Origin of the sequence: Shinella sp. S4-D37, assembly GCF_040812195.1 — a bacterium.
GTDB lineage: Bacteria > Pseudomonadota > Alphaproteobacteria > Rhizobiales > Rhizobiaceae > Shinella.
The window spans coordinates 2319260-2333067 of record NZ_JBFNXL010000005.1; the positions used below are offsets into that span (position 1 = coordinate 2319260).

At 67.7% G+C, this 13808-nt stretch carries 19 protein-coding genes; 10 read left to right on the forward strand and 9 right to left on the reverse strand.

Features of this window, described 5'->3' with window-relative positions; translation table 11 throughout:
* Positions 1-14 precede the first annotated feature (14 nt).
* Both AB3G45_RS18785 and cysS read right to left on the reverse strand, forming a co-directional pair.
* Positions 15-497, reverse strand: a complete 483-nt coding sequence (locus tag AB3G45_RS18785; RefSeq protein WP_367831977.1) for a GFA family protein — start codon at positions 495-497, stop codon at positions 15-17.
* The gene (gene cysS, locus AB3G45_RS18790; RefSeq protein WP_367831978.1) at positions 494-1927 is read right to left on the reverse strand and encodes a cysteine--tRNA ligase; all 1434 of its coding nucleotides are present in this window, start codon (positions 1925-1927) and stop codon (positions 494-496) included. The genes AB3G45_RS18785 and cysS overlap by 4 nt, the downstream gene beginning before the upstream one ends.
* Before the next feature lie 304 nt (positions 1928-2231).
* Between cysS and AB3G45_RS18795 the strand changes: the two genes are divergently transcribed.
* Both AB3G45_RS18795 and AB3G45_RS18800 read left to right on the forward strand, forming a co-directional pair.
* Positions 2232-2357: a hypothetical protein gene (locus AB3G45_RS18795; RefSeq protein ID WP_367831979.1), complete on the forward strand. Its 126-nt coding sequence runs from the start codon at positions 2232-2234 to the stop codon at positions 2355-2357.
* A gap of 172 nt (positions 2358-2529) precedes the next feature.
* Complete coding sequence (locus tag AB3G45_RS18800; protein ID WP_367831980.1) at positions 2530-2712, forward strand: hypothetical protein; 183 nt, start codon at positions 2530-2532, stop codon at positions 2710-2712.
* Positions 2713-2743: 31 nt separating this feature from the next.
* Here AB3G45_RS18800 and AB3G45_RS18805 read toward each other — a convergent pair whose 3' ends face one another.
* A complete protein-coding gene (locus tag AB3G45_RS18805; protein ID WP_367831981.1) occupies positions 2744-3520 on the reverse strand; it encodes an SOS response-associated peptidase in 777 nt (258 codons plus the stop codon).
* A 60-nt stretch (positions 3521-3580) separates the two neighbouring features.
* On the opposite strand from AB3G45_RS18805, the gene AB3G45_RS18810 reads away from it, so the two are divergent.
* From AB3G45_RS18810 to AB3G45_RS18845, 8 genes are all read left to right on the forward strand, one after another.
* A complete protein-coding gene (locus tag AB3G45_RS18810) occupies positions 3581-4015 on the forward strand; it encodes an NUDIX hydrolase (protein ID WP_367831982.1) in 435 nt (144 codons plus the stop codon).
* The gene (locus AB3G45_RS18815; RefSeq protein WP_367831983.1) at positions 4012-4434 is read left to right on the forward strand and encodes a TIGR02301 family protein; all 423 of its coding nucleotides are present in this window, start codon (positions 4012-4014) and stop codon (positions 4432-4434) included. Before AB3G45_RS18810 ends, AB3G45_RS18815 begins: the two co-directional genes overlap by 4 nt.
* 92 nt (positions 4435-4526) lie before the next feature.
* Complete coding sequence (locus AB3G45_RS18820; protein ID WP_037409294.1) at positions 4527-4796, forward strand: hypothetical protein; 270 nt, start codon at positions 4527-4529, stop codon at positions 4794-4796.
* A 16-nt stretch (positions 4797-4812) separates the two neighbouring features.
* On the forward strand, positions 4813-5595 hold the full coding sequence (locus tag AB3G45_RS18825; protein ID WP_367831984.1) for a hypothetical protein: 783 nt from the start codon (positions 4813-4815) through the stop codon (positions 5593-5595).
* Positions 5596-5739: 144 nt separating this feature from the next.
* Entirely contained in the window at positions 5740-6585 is an 846-nt protein-coding gene (locus tag AB3G45_RS18830) for a folate-binding protein YgfZ (protein ID WP_367831985.1), read from the forward strand.
* The gene (locus AB3G45_RS18835) at positions 6582-7211 is read left to right on the forward strand and encodes a YfbR-like 5'-deoxynucleotidase (protein ID WP_367831986.1); all 630 of its coding nucleotides are present in this window, start codon (positions 6582-6584) and stop codon (positions 7209-7211) included. The genes AB3G45_RS18830 and AB3G45_RS18835 overlap by 4 nt, the downstream gene beginning before the upstream one ends.
* Before the next feature lie 2 nt (positions 7212-7213).
* Positions 7214-7747: a tyrosine phosphatase family protein gene (locus tag AB3G45_RS18840; RefSeq protein WP_367831987.1), complete on the forward strand. Its 534-nt coding sequence runs from the start codon at positions 7214-7216 to the stop codon at positions 7745-7747.
* A complete protein-coding gene (locus AB3G45_RS18845) occupies positions 7744-8718 on the forward strand; it encodes an NAD regulator (RefSeq protein ID WP_367831988.1) in 975 nt (324 codons plus the stop codon). The genes AB3G45_RS18840 and AB3G45_RS18845 overlap by 4 nt, the downstream gene beginning before the upstream one ends.
* A gap of 6 nt (positions 8719-8724) precedes the next feature.
* Here AB3G45_RS18845 and AB3G45_RS18850 read toward each other — a convergent pair whose 3' ends face one another.
* The 6 genes from AB3G45_RS18850 to nadA form a co-directional block, all read right to left on the reverse strand.
* Positions 8725-9240, reverse strand: a complete 516-nt coding sequence (locus AB3G45_RS18850; RefSeq protein ID WP_367831989.1) for a superoxide dismutase family protein — start codon at positions 9238-9240, stop codon at positions 8725-8727.
* 69 nt (positions 9241-9309) lie between these two features.
* Entirely contained in the window at positions 9310-10215 is a 906-nt protein-coding gene (gene nadC / locus AB3G45_RS18855; RefSeq protein WP_367831990.1) for a carboxylating nicotinate-nucleotide diphosphorylase, read from the reverse strand.
* Positions 10212-10583, reverse strand: coding sequence for a type II toxin-antitoxin system RelE/ParE family toxin (locus tag AB3G45_RS18860; protein WP_367831991.1), 372 nt, complete (start codon positions 10581-10583; stop codon positions 10212-10214). Before AB3G45_RS18860 ends, nadC begins: the two co-directional genes overlap by 4 nt.
* A complete protein-coding gene (locus AB3G45_RS18865) occupies positions 10580-10837 on the reverse strand; it encodes a type II toxin-antitoxin system ParD family antitoxin (protein ID WP_367831992.1) in 258 nt (85 codons plus the stop codon). The genes AB3G45_RS18860 and AB3G45_RS18865 overlap by 4 nt, the downstream gene beginning before the upstream one ends.
* A gap of 60 nt (positions 10838-10897) precedes the next feature.
* Positions 10898-12496 carry an L-aspartate oxidase gene (locus AB3G45_RS18870; RefSeq protein ID WP_367831993.1) on the reverse strand — a complete coding sequence of 533 codons (1599 nt, stop codon included), beginning with the start codon at positions 12494-12496 and terminating at the stop codon, positions 10898-10900.
* Between the two features lie 215 nt (positions 12497-12711).
* Positions 12712-13791: a quinolinate synthase NadA gene (gene nadA / locus AB3G45_RS18875; protein ID WP_367831994.1), complete on the reverse strand. Its 1080-nt coding sequence runs from the start codon at positions 13789-13791 to the stop codon at positions 12712-12714.
* Positions 13792-13808: the final 17 nt, after the last annotated feature.

The following is a 13808-nucleotide window of genomic DNA, read 5'->3' on the forward strand; positions in this document are numbered from 1 at the left end:
ATAGAGGACGACGGTCATGGACGGTCCTCCGGCGGCCATTCGTCCGTGTCGTGGTCGGGGTGCTGGTAGGAGACGAGGTCGGCGAGGAAGGACGCCGCGTCCTGGTCGGCCATCGTGTCCTCGCCCGGCAGGTCGCGGACCGCGTCCACATAGGGCAGCTTCGCCTCGATGCCCCACTGGATGCGCGGGGCGATCCCGGCCGGATCGTCGAAGGCGGCGATGGTCAGCGCCACGCCGTCCGGCGCCTCGTAGGTCAGCGGCGTGCCGCAATCGGCGCAGAAGCCGCGATAGCCGTGGTTCGACGACCGGAACCGCTTCGGCGCGCCCCGCGTCCAGGTGAGCTTCGCCTGCCGCACGGAGACGAGCGGCAGGTAGAAATTGCCGCTCGCCTTCTGGCACATGCGGCAATGGCAGACCGACGCATCGCCGAGCGCCCCCTCGACATGAAAGCGCACGGCCCCGCACTGGCACCCGCCGGTGTAGAAGGGTGTGGTCACCTTTTCACCTCCCACGTCGTCACGCGCTCGCCGGTCTGCGGATCCTTGCCATCCTTCAGCTGGATGCCCTTGTCGGAAAGGTCGTCGCGGATCCTGTCGGCTTCGGCAAAATTCTTCGCCTTCAGCATGTCCAGGCGAAGCTGGATCAGCGCCTCGATGCTGTCCTCCAGCGCCCTGGAGACCTCGGCCTTCTTCGGCAGGACGCCGAGAAGCGCGGCGCTGGCGGCGAAGACCGGCAGCATCAGCGGATCGGCATTGGCGCACTGGGCGAGCGCGTGCAGCGCCTGCACGGCCGCGACGGTGTTGAGGTCGTCGAGCAGCGGCGCGCGCACGCTTTCGTCCACCCGGCCCTCGGCCGGATCGCCGCCGGCCGGCCATTTGGCGAGCAGCCGCTCGGCCTCCTCCAGCCGCTTGACGGAAAAGTCGATCGGCTCGCGGTAATGCGTCATCAGCATGGCGAGGCGCAGCACCTCGCCCGGCCATTTGCGGCCGCCGAACCTCTCCTCGTGCAGGAGTTCCGAGATCGTCAGGAAATTGCCCTCGGACTTCGACATCTTGCGGCCTTCGACCTGCAGGAAGCCGTTGTGCATCCAGACATTCGACATGACCGGCGTGCCGTGCGCGCAGCGCGACTGGGCGATCTCGTTCTCGTGGTGCGGGAAGATGAGGTCGAGGCCGCCGCCGTGGATGTCGAAGGTCTCGCCGAGATAGGCGGCGGACATGGCGGAGCACTCGATGTGCCAGCCCGGACGTCCACGGCCCCAGGGGCTCTCCCAGCCGGGCTCCTCGGGGGAGGAGAGCTTCCACAGCACGAAATCGCCGGGGTTCTTCTTGTGCACGTCGACGGCGACGCGGGCGCCCGCCTGCTGCTCGTCGAGGTTGCGCCGCGAAAGCCGGCCGTAGTCCGCCATGGACTGCGTGTCGAACAGCACCTCGCCGCCCGCCTGGTAGGCGTGGCCGCGCGCGATCAGGCGCTCGATCAGCGTGATCATGTCGACCTTGCCGTCGCCGCGCGGCTGGACGAACTCGGTGGCGCGCGGCTCGTGCGTCGGCTCGATGGCGCCGAGCGCAGCGATATCCGCGTGGAACTGGTTCGCCGTCTTCTCCGTCACGCGGCGGATCGCCTCGTTGAGCGAGAGCGTGCCGTTCTCGATCTCCGTGCCGAAATCGCGCAGCGCCCGGGCATTGATCTTGTCGTCGACGTCCGTGATGTTGCGGGCATAGGTGACGTGGTCCTCGCCAAAGACATGGCGCAGGAGGCGGAACAGCACGTCGAACACGATGACCGGCCGCGCATTGCCGATATGGGCGAAGTCGTAGACCGTCGGGCCGCAGACATACATGCGCACATTGTCGGGATCGATGGGAGCGAAGGGCTCCTTCGAGCGCGTGAGCGTGTTGTACAGCGTCAGGACCGGCTTTTCAGCCATGAGAATCTCCCCAAAAGGCGTGCACCCGGCTGGCCGGGTCGTTGTCATCCGGGGATTTTGAGGGACGAAAACGGCCGGGCCAGCGCGTGCGCTAGCGAATAATGCTCCGGCGAATGCAGAGTACCGTTTTCATGGCCTGCTTTATCGCGCCCTGCACGCGTCCGGTCAAGCGGGCTCGGCGCCTTCCCGGGCGAAAATCTCGCCGGAGCCCGTGTTCCCGCGGTGACATGGCCGGGGCCGCCGGCATGGGAAAAGGAACGGGCGAGACCGGCGGAGGCCGCCGGCAAACGAAAGGGACAGGACCATGAAGATCCGCAAGCCAGCAGCACGCCCCGAGGCCGACCTTGCCGCCCGCTACAATCCGATCGGCATCCGCGCCGTCGTCGCGGCGGCGATGATGACCAGGGTGCGCAAGAGGCCGGGAAAATGAATGTTTGCGCCGGTCACAATAGTTGATCGCAAAAACCCGTATTTTCAGCCACTTGCCGCAGAGCGATCAAAATTCGAGCAGAATTTGGCCGAACGGGCCGCGTAAGGCTTGGCGCATCGAGGGCAGCAACCGGGGAACGAAACGGGGCTGCCCGACACTCAGGAGAAAGACAATGTCGACCGCAAGGAAACAACCGCTGCAGGACCGCGCAGCAGACGAACCTCTCCAGGCGCGCTACAAGCCGCTCGGCCTGCCCGCCGTGGTGGCCGCCACGCGCTGCAAGCCGGAGGCGAAGACCGAGGTCAAGCGTCCCAAGCGCGACATTCCCGCCGTGCTCCAGCCGCTCTACGATTGAGCCGCCTTCGGGCCGCCCCGCCGGCGCGGTTTCAGAACAGCGAAAGCTGGTCGGACGATGGGCGCGCCTCTGCGCCCTTTTTCTTTTCCGCCGGCGCCTCCTCGGCCCGCTCCTCCACCGGCTCCAGGATATCCGGCCCCATATTGGCGACCTTGCCCACCTTGTCGGAGACGGGGATCGCCTCGAAGAAGCCGTCGTCGATCGGCGTCATCAGGTCGGTCACGTCGCGCGGCTCCTGCGTCTTGCAGTCGAGCCAGCGCGAGAAATCCTCCCGGCGGATGACGACCGGCATGCGGTCGTGAATGCGGGCGATATCGTTGTTGGCCGCCGTCGTCAGAATCGCGCCGGTATCGACCTCGGAGCCGTCGGCGGACGACCACGTCTCCATCAGCCCGGCAAAGGCCAGGATCTCGCCCTTCTTCGGGCGGATCCAGTAGGCCTGGGCCTTGGCGCCCTTGCCCTCCGGCCGGCGCCATTCGAAGAAGCCGGAGGCCGGCACGAGGATGCGGCGATGGCGCATGGCGGCACGGAAGGAGGCCTTGCCGATCGCCGTCTCGGCGCGCGCATTGATGAGCAGCGGGAAATCGCGCGGGTCCTTCACCCAGCCGGGCATGAAGCCCCAGCGCACCAGCATGGCCCGGCGCTCCGGCAGGTTGCTGCCGGGCTGCTGCCGCTCGCCCGCGACGACGACGAGGATCGGTTGCGTCGGGGCGATGTTGTAGCGCTCGGGCAGGTCGTCCAGTTCGGCAAGGTCGAGATAGTCGCGCGCCAGATCCCGCTTCGCCAGCAATGCAAATCGTCCACACATGGCATCGTCATCGCACTTTGCCTATAAGGGGTCAATCGAGCGCAACCGGACCGGACCGCGATGAAGACATCCAAGACGCCCCAGCCCGCCTCCTCCGCCATCGTCGAGCGCGACGGACGCTATCTCCTGGTCCTGCGCAGCAACCCGCCCTCGGCCGACATGTACGCCTTTCCGGGCGGGCGCGGCGAAGAGGGCGAGACGCCGGCCGAGACGGCGCTGCGTGAACTCTTAGAGGAAACCGGCATCCGCGCCGAAAAGCCCTCGCTTTTCGCCACCTACGACCTGCCCGGCCGCGAGGACGGCCCCGACAGCCCGTCGTTCCGCCTCTCCGTCTTCAGGGTGAAGGCGGATGCCGCGACCGTCGCCGTCGCCTCGGACGATGCGGCAGCCGTCGGCTGGTACACGGCCGGGGAGATCGAAAAACTGCCGGCGCCCGACAGCGTGCGCGAATGCATCCGGCGTCTAGAGGCGGAGCGGACGAGGCAGATGGAATGACGGTGATTCGGCTCGCCCTCCTCCTCGCCCTGACGTTTTCCGCGCCCGCCTTCGCCCAGAAGGCGAAGGGCGAGGCGAAGGAAACCCCGCCGGCCGCCGCAATCGAGGAGAAGCCGGCGCCCTATGACGCACGGCTGGAACGGCTCTCGGAAATCCTCGGCGCCGTGCACTACCTGCGCAATCTCTGCCTGGACAAGCCGGAGGACGGCTGGCGGGCCTCCATGCAGCGCCTCATCGCGCTCGAAGCGGCTAACGAGCCGAAAAGACAGGAAAAACTGACAGCCGCATTCAACCGGGGATATCGTTCCTTCGCGGCCATCTATACCGCTTGCACCGACTCGGCCGTTGTCGCAGAAGAGAGATACCGTAACGAAGGGGCAACACTTGCCACAGAAATTACCGCGCGCTTTGGAAATTAGCGGTTAATTAACCTCTTTTTACACGACCCAGTGCCGTTTTGGGAAAAGGCTGCTAAGGTCGTTAACAGTCAAGTAAGAACTGAATGCCTCGCATGGACCGATCAATGGAACCTACTCTCAACGATATCGACGAGATGATCGTGCACGAGAAGATGCAGGCCGCTCTGGAATACCAGAACGAGGCCTGGGCCGACGGCATGGCTGATGGCATCGAACCGGAAATCATCGCCGATGCCGCCATCGCGCTCGCCATGCGCGAGACGATCCGCATCCATGGCGAACGGGGCGCGGAGGCGATGCTCGAATCGCTGCGCGAGCGCATGCTGGCCGGAGAGTTCTCCCCCGAGCGCATCCTGCAATAGGCTGGAAAGACAGGTCATGCAGACATCGCCTGACGGCAAAACGCTGTTCCGCAGCAGCCTCATCGTATTGTCGGTGCTTTTCACCACAACGGCGCTGGTCGCGCCCGTCCGCCCCGCCTTCGCGCTCAGCGAATTGAAGAACGAGCAGGGCGAGGCGCAGCAGAAGCCGGCCGAGGCCGGCGAAGCGCCGCCCGTCGAGGAGGAGCAGGAAGAGACCGCTCCCCTCGAACTGCCGCTGCCCGACCCGCTGATTCGCCGGAACCAGGCCGTGACCGAGCCTTCGGACGACGCGCCCGTCACCGACGACACGGCGGTCGACGCGCCGGAGGTTCCGGTCGAGTTCTTCTCCGACATCGCCAAGGCGCCGGAACCCGTGCGCCGCATGCGCGAACTCATCGTCGAGGCCGCCGCCTCCGGCGATATCGAGCGCCTGCGCCCGCTGCTCGGCAAGGGCATGACGGAAACGCAGGTCTCCATCGTCGAGACCGACGAAGGCCCCGTCGAGACCCTCAAGGGCCAGTCGGGCGACGAGGAAGGCATCGAGGTCCTGGCGATCCTGCTCGACGTGCTGGCGACCGGCTTCGTGCATGTCGGCAAGGGCACGGCGGACGAGATGTATGTCTGGCCCTATTTCGCCGAAAAGCCGCTCGCGAGCCTGACGGCGCCGGAAAAGGTGGAGCTGCTGCGCATCGTCACGGCCGGCGATTTCGCCGACATGAAGGAATTCGGCAGCTACAATTTCTACCGCGTCGGCATCACGCCGGACGGCCAGTGGAAGTTCTTCGTCACCGGAGATTGAGCCGCGTTTCCCCGCGCGGCGCGCAAGGCAAGGCCGCGCGACCTTGCGAAAGGCGTCCTGCCGTTCTACTTCTGTTTCAACGGGTGCGATCATGCACCGCCCGCTGCCGCATGGTGCCGGCGGGCGCAAAACCTGGGTCGAATCATGCCTTCCGTCACGCTTTCCGGCCGCGCCTTCCTTCGCATTTCCGGCGCCGATGCCGAGATCTTCCTGCAATCGCTCATCACCACCAACCTGCCCGACCTTCCGGCCGGCGAGATCCGCCCCGGCGCGCTTTTGACGCCGCAGGGCAAGATCCTGTTCGACTTCCTTGTCCGCCGCGACGGCGACGGCGCCTTCCTGATCGAGACGGCGGGCGAACAGCGCGATGCGCTGCTGAAACGGCTTACCCTGTACAAGCTGCGCGCGGCGGTCGATCTTGCAGCCGTCGAGGGGGATCGGGTGGCGATAGACTGGGACGCGCCGGAGGCCGACGCCCCGCGGGACGGCCGCTTCGCCAAGGCCGGCCTTGCCGTCTCGCGCCGCCCGGGCGCCGGCGGCAGCGACGATCCGGCGCTCTACGACACCCTGCGCATCGGCGCCGGCCTCCCGGAGGCCGGCCGCGACTACGCGCTGGGCGACGCCTTCCCGCACGACGTGCTGCTCGACCTTACCGACGGTCTTTCCTTCCGTCAGGGCTGCTATATCGGCCAGGAGGTGGTCTCCCGCATGCAGCATCGCGGCACCGCGCGGCGCCGCCCGGTCATCGTCAGCGGAGAAACCGCCCTTCCCGCATCCGGTACCGAGCTTCTGGCCGGCGGCAAGCCGATCGGCACGCTCGGCAGCGTCTCCGGCACGCGCGGCCTTGCCATCGTGCGCATCGACCGCGCGGCCGACGCCATGCAGGACGGCACGCCGATCACGGCCGCCGGCGTCCCCGTCACCGTCGCCCTGCCGCAATGGACGGGCCTTTCCTTCCCGCAGGAGAGCGCCGAGGTGCCGGCGCAATGAGCGCAGCCGCCCGCGCCAAGACGGAGCCCCGGGCCTGGCAGCGCATGCTGTCCGGCCGCCGCCTCGACCTGCTCAACCCCTCGCCGCTCGACATCGAGCTGTCCGACATCGCGCACGGGCTCGCCCGCGTCGCGCGCTGGAACGGCCAGACCAACGGCGACCACGCCTTTTCCGTGGCGCAGCATTCGCTCGTCGTCGAGGCGATCTTTCGCCGGCAGAACCGCTGCAATGCCGATGAATGCCTGATGGCGCTGCTGCACGACGCGCCGGAATACGTGATCGGCGACATGATCTCGCCGTTCAAGGCGGTGGTCGGCGGCGGCTACAAGACGGTGGAGAAGCGGCTGGAGGCGGCCGTGCACCTGCGCTTCGGCCTGCCGCCCTCAACGCCTGCCGGCCTGAAGGCGAAGATCAAGAAGGCCGACCAGATCGCCGCCTTCTTCGAGGCGACGGAGCTTGCCGGCTTCTCCCATGCCGAGGCGGTCAAATTCTTCGGCGCGCCGCGCGGCATCACGCTCGACATGATCGAGATTTCGCCGCTCACCGCCACGCTCGCCCAGCAGCGCTTCGCCGATCGCTTCGAAGCGCTGGAACGCGATCGCGGCCCGCTCGCCGCGGCGGTGTGACGATGGGCACGATCGTCGTTGCGCCGCTCGGAAAGATCGCGGAACTCGCGGTGCGCCACCGCTGCCGCGAGATGCTGAGCCTCGTCGCGCCGAAGCAGGCCTTCCACCGGCCGGCCGTCATCGCCGCCGATCGCCACCTGATCGTCGGCGTCAACGACATCGCCTTTGCCGGCACCGGAAACCTCGTCGCGCCCGGCGAGGAGCATGTCGCCGCGATCGTCGGCTTCGCCCGCGGCTGGGACCGGCAGGCGCCGCTACTCGTCCATTGCATGATGGGCGTTTCCCGCTCCCCCGCCGCCGCGCTGATCGCCGCGCTCGCCGTGGAACCGGACCAGGACGAGCATGAGCTTGCGGCGCGCCTGCGCCGCGCCTCCGTGCAGGCGACGCCCAATGCCCGGCTGGTGGAGATCGGCGACCATGTCCTGTCGCGCGGCGGCCGGCTCGTCGCCGCCGTCAGGGCCATCGGCCGCGGAGCAGACTATGTCGGCGACAGCCCCTTTTCCTTCTCCGCCACGCCGGAGACGGTGCGGCCATGACCGAGAACAGCGCCCGGCCGCCGGTCGAGATCGGCCTCAACGCGGCGGTCGTCGCGATCTCCGGCCGCAGCCCCTCCATCCTCGCCATCGGCGGGGGGCCGGGCGGTCGGGACACCCTGCCCTTCGGCCCCTTCGACCCGCGCCAGCACCGCACCTTCGAGACGAGCCTGCGCGCCAGCGTCGAGGCGCAGACGGCGCTGAAGCTCGGCTATATCGAGCAGCTCTACACCTTCGGCGATCGCGGCCGCCAGAAGCTGCCGGACGAGGTCGGCACGCACATGGTCTCCGTCGGCTATATCGCGCTGACCCGCACCGATGCCGAGGCGAACGAGCAATTGGCCGAAGCCGGCGCCGCCTGGCGCGACTGGTACACCTACCTTCCCTGGGAGGACTGGCGGCAGGGGCGGCCGGCGCTGATTGACCAGCTCATCCTCCCCGCGCTCACGGCCTTTGCCGCCGACAATGCCCGCGAGGAACGGGCGAGCGCCCTGCCCTCGATGCGCACGCGCCTGCGCCTCGCCTTCGGCCTCGACGATTTTCCCTGGGACGAGGAGCGCGTGCTGGAGCGCTACGAACTGCTCTACGAGGCAGGCCTTGCCGAGGAGGCGGTGACGGACGGGCGCACCGGATCGTGCCATCCCGCGGCGGGCGTCGCCATGCGCCACGACCACCGCCGCATCCTCGCGACCGCGATGGCGCGGCTGCGCGGCAAGATCAAATACCGCCCGGTGATCTTCGAGCTGATGGCGCCGGAATTCACGCTCACCGAACTGCAGGCGACGGTCGAGGCGATCTCCGGGCGGCACCTGCACAAGCAGAATTTCCGCCGCCTGGTCGAGGGCGCCGAACTGGTCGAGGCGACCGGCGGCTCCACCGCCGCCACCGGCGGGCGCCCCGCCGCGCTCTTCCGTTTCCGCCGGCGGATTCTAGAGGAGCGCCCGGCCCCGGGGCTCAAGGTCGGCATGCGCTGAGGCGGCCTACTCGATGACCGCGCAGGCGATCCGGTCGCCCGCGCCGCCCGCCGGATCGGTGCGATAGTCGTCCGAGCCGGCATGGACGACGAGCGCGCGGCCGCGGATGCCGCGCTCGGCATCGTCGAGGCGGACCATCGTCGAATAGACCTGCGCGCGCAGCACGCCGTCGTCCGCGACATACTGGTTCGGCAGGTCGCCGGCATGAGGGCCGTCCGCCGAGACGAAGCCGTGGCTCTTCTCATCCGGGTTGAAATGACCGCCGGCCGATTCGTGACCGCCCGCAGGGTCGCAGGTCCCACTCTCATGGATGTGCAGCGCCACCCATTTTCGCGGTTCGAGGCCCGAGACCTCCACCTCGAACAGCACGCCGTCGCGCCCGGCGGTCACCTGCGCGCGGCCGGTCTCCTTGCCGTCGCGATCGACGAAATTCGCCCGCGCCGTATCCGTCGCCTGCTGGGCGGCGGCGGGCAGGCTCAGGAGCGGGGCGGCCAGCACGGCGCCAGCAACGATCTTCCACATGATGCGTCCTTCCGGTTTCCATTGTCCATGGAAGCGGAACGCATCGTCCGCCGGCCTGTTCCGGCCCCGTCAGCGCACGACGACGTCGAGGCCGATATCCAGCGTCGGCGCGGCCATGGTGATCTTGGAGGTCGAGATGTAGTCGACCCCCGTCTCGGCGATGGCGCGGATCGTCCCGATGTTCACATTGCCGGAGGCTTCCAGCTTCACGCGGCGCGGATCGGCGGCGTAGGCCGCATCGCTGAGCCCCGCGCAGTCGCGGTTGATCTCGACGGCGCGGCGCAGGAGTTCCGGCCCCATATTGTCGAGCAGGATGACGTCGGGCTGCGCCTCCAGCGCCTCCTCCAGCTCCTCCAGCGTCGTCACCTCGACCTCCACCTTGACGAGGTGGCCGGCAAAGGCGCGGGCGGCACGAATGGCGCCCGCAACCCCGCGGGACACGGCGATATGGTTGTCCTTGATGAGGATCGCATCGTCGAGGCCATAGCGGTGCGACGAGCCGCCGCCCATGCGCACGGCGTATTTTTCAAGCGCCCGCAGGCCCGGAATGGTCTTTCGCGTGCAGCAGACCTTTGCTTGCGTATGGGCGATCTCGGCGGCAAAACGCGCCGTGTAGCTCGCCACGCCGCAAAGATGCATGAGGAAGTTGAGCGCCACGCGCTCGGCCGACAGCACGGCGCGGGCGGGGCCGGCGACCCGCGCGATCACCGTGCCGGGCGAAAGCCGGTCGCCGTCCTTCACGAAGGCCTCGAAGCGGATTTCGGGATCCATCAGCCGGAAGGCCGCGCGGGCGAGGTCGAGGCCGGCGACGACGCCCTCCTCGCGCGCATTCAGCTCCGCCCGCGCCACGCTGTCCGGCGCGATCGTCGCCTGGCTGGTGATGTCGCCCGCGCGCCCGAGGTCTTCCGACAGCGCCGCGCGCACCTGATCCTCGACCATCAGCGGCGAGAGGACGGGGAGATAGGGGGTGGTCATGGCGGAGGATCCTTTTCAGGGCTGTTGGCGTCGACGAGCCGCTTCAGCGGCTCCATGCGTTCGTGCAGGACGCGGAGAATGACGATATCCTGTGCCTCATCCGTGCCTGCGACAAGGTGATAATAAAGCACATGCGCGGCAGCATGGCGCCGGGCGGCGGCGCGGGAAAGGTGCATGGAGCGCACGCCGGGGCGAAGCTCGTCGCGGGCGCGCGATGCCGGCCGGCGCGGATTTTCAGCCAGGAGGCTGATCGCGTGCTCGATCAACGCGGCATAGTCCATCGCCTGGGCAATGCCGAAGGCCGTCACCGTGTAGCGCGCGATCTCCGCAAGGTCCCGCTCCGCCTCAACCGTCAGCCGAACGGTCATGTCTCGCCGGCGGCAGCCGTAAAAATGTCCGTGACGGAGCGGCCGGAAAACTCGCCCCGCTCCGACTGGGCCAGCCCGGCATCGACCGCCTTGCGCAGAAGTGCGAGCCTGGCCGCCTCGCTTTCCCGCTCCTGGCGCATCAGGCGCAACGCATCGCGCACGACCTCGCTCGCCGAGACATAGGAGCCGCTTGCGACGGCCTCCTCGATGAAATCGGCGAATTCCGGAGTCAGACTGACATTCAGCGTCGGCATGGTGCACTCCTTTCGCCCGATTCTAGCGCGGGAAGAGCGATTGTCAATTTTTGCCAAGCCTCACGCCGCCGCCGTTTCCGAAAGGTCCGCCACCACCGTCTCGGCATCGGCGAGGGTGAGGAAGGTGCGGTGCTTCCAGTCGGCCCTCTGCTCGGAAAAATCGGAGCGGAAGTGGCCGCCGCGGCTTTCCTCGCGCAGATAGGCGCCCGTCGCGATGAGCTTGGCGGTGGTGACGATGTTGTGGAAGCGCATGCGGCTGTTCTCGCGCTCCAGCGCGGCGATCTCGCGGATCGCCGTCTTCAGGCCCTCGCGGCTGCGGATGACGCCGACATGGTCGCTCATGACGCGGCGCAGGCGCTTCAGCGCCGGGCTGTCCTCGATGGTGACGAGATCGTCGCTCTCGCCGGCATTCTTGCCCCAGTCGTTGATCTTCGGCTCCGGCAGCATGCCCTTGATGTTCTCCGCGATGCGCGCGGCGAAGACCACGGCTTCGAGCAGCGAGTTCGAGGCAAGGCGGTTTGCGCCGTGCACGCCCGTGGAGGTGACCTCGCCGGCCGCCCACAGGCCGTCGATCGAGGTGCGGCCTTCCGCATCCGTCAGGACGCCGCCCATGTGGTAATGCACGGCGGGCACGACGGGGATCGGCTGAATGACCGGGTCGATGCCGGCGGCGACGCAGGAAGCGTAGACCGTCGGGAACATGTCGGGGAAATGCGCGCCGACCGCCTTGGTGCAATCGAGGAAGGCGCCGCGCCCGGCCTGCACTTCCGCAAAGACGCCGCGCGAGACGATGTCGCGCGGGGCGAGCTCGCCGTCCGCGTGGATATCCAGCATGAAGCGGTGCCCGTCGGCATTGACGAGATGCGCGCCGTCGCCGCGCAGCGCCTCGGTGGCGAGCGGCGCCGGGTCCCGGCCGATATCGATGGCGGTCGGGTGGAACTGCACGAATTCCGGATCGGCGATGATGGCGCCCGCGCGCGCGGCCATGCCGACGCCCTGGCCGCAGGCCTCCCACGGATTGGTGGTGACGGCATAGAGATGGCCGACGCCGCCCGAGCAGAGCACCACGGCGCGGGCCGGGAAATGCACGCGGTTCTTCGACTGGCCGGCATCCGGCCGGGCGACGACGCCCGAGATGAAGCGGCCCTCGCGCACCAGCTCCTCGACGACATAGCCTTCGAGGATCCGGATCGACGGCGTTTTCCGCACGGCGGATATCAGCGCCTCCATGATGGCCTTGCCGGCCATGTCGCCCTTGACGCGCACGATGCGGCGCTCCGAATGGGCGGCCTCGCGGGAGAGCAGCAGCTTGCCCTCGAGATCGCGGTCGAAGGGCACGCCGTATTCGAGAAGGTCGTGGATGCGCGCCGGGCCCTCGGAGACCATGAAGCGCGCCATCTTCTCGTCGACGATGCCGGCGCCGGCCTCCAGCGTGTCGGCGACGTGCTTTTCGAACGTGTCGCCGGGGCTCATCGCCGCCGCGATGCCGCCCTGCGCCCAGGCGGAGGACGCCCCCTGGCCGATAGGCGCGGCGGCGAGGATGGTGACGGGCCGCGGCGCGAGCTTCAGCGCGCAGAACAGGCCGGCAAGCCCGCCGCCGACGATGACGATATCGTCGATGCCGTTCCAGGATTGCGGGCGGAAACTATCAATGGGCATGTTCTTTCCTCCGACGCGCCGCCAACCCGATCTGCCCCTCACCTGCCTGCCGGCATCCTCTCCCCGTAAACGGGGCGAGGAGCGATGGGTCACCGTTCTGCCCCTTCTCCCCGCCTGCGGGGAGAAGGTCCCGGCAGGGGGATGAGGGGCGACGACGGCAGGATCGATCGATTTGGTTCGCGCTGCCTCTCTCCAATGGCGCACATGGCGCCGCACTACTGCTTCAAATTCACCATCCGCTCGACGGCGAGGCGGGCGCGGTCGGCGATCGCCGGATCGACCAGGACCTCTTCCGTCATGTTGACCAGGCTGTCGAGGATCTTCGGCAGCGTGATGCGCTTCATGTGCGGACAGAGGTTGCACGGCTTGACGAAATCGACGCCCGGCAGCTCGGCCTGGATGTTGGAGGCCATGGAGCATTCGGTGACGAGCAGCACGCGCGGGGGACGGTTGTCCTTCACATAGTTGATCATGCCGGCGGTGGAGCCCGCGAAATCGCAGACGGCGATGACGTCGGGATGGCATTCCGGATGGCCGATGATCTCGATGCCGGGATGGGCCTCCTTGTAGGAGAGCAGCTCGGCCGCGGTGAAGCGCTCGTGCACCTCGCAATGCCCCTTCCAGGTAAGGATCTTCTTGTTCGTCTGCTTGGCGACGTTCATCGCCAGATATTCGTCCGGAATGCACAGGACCGTGTCGCTCTCCAGGCTTTCGATGACCGCCAGCACGTTGGAGGAGGTGCAGCAGATGTCCGTCTCCGCCTTCACGTCGGCCGAGGTGTTGACATAGGTGACGACCGGCACGTCGGGATAACGCTGCTTCAACAGGCGAACGTCCTCGCCGGTGATGCTGTCCGACAGCGAGCAGCCGGCCTTGGCGTCGGGGATGAGCACCGTCTTTTCCGGGTTCAGCAGCTTGGAGGTCTCGGCCATGAAGTGCACGCCGCACTGGACGATGATCTCGGCATCCACCCTGGTGGCGTCGCGGGCGAGCTGCAGCGAATCGCCGACGATGTCGGCGACGCAGTGGAAGATCTCCGGCGTCTGGTAATTGTGCGCGAGGATGACCGCGCCGCGCTCCTTCTTCAGCCGGTTGATGGCAGCGACATAGGGCGCATAGACCGGCCATTCGAAGGCGGGGATGAACTGCTTCACCTTCTCGTAGAGGTGTTTCGTCTCGCGGGCGATCTCGGGCGTGAAGGCGAGGTCAGGCTTCTCGGCGACGTCGAAGCGCTCGGCGGCCGTGAGCGGGCGCACGGCTTCCGCCATCTCCACATGCTGGGCCAGAACGGTCATGGAACCCTCCCTTTCTT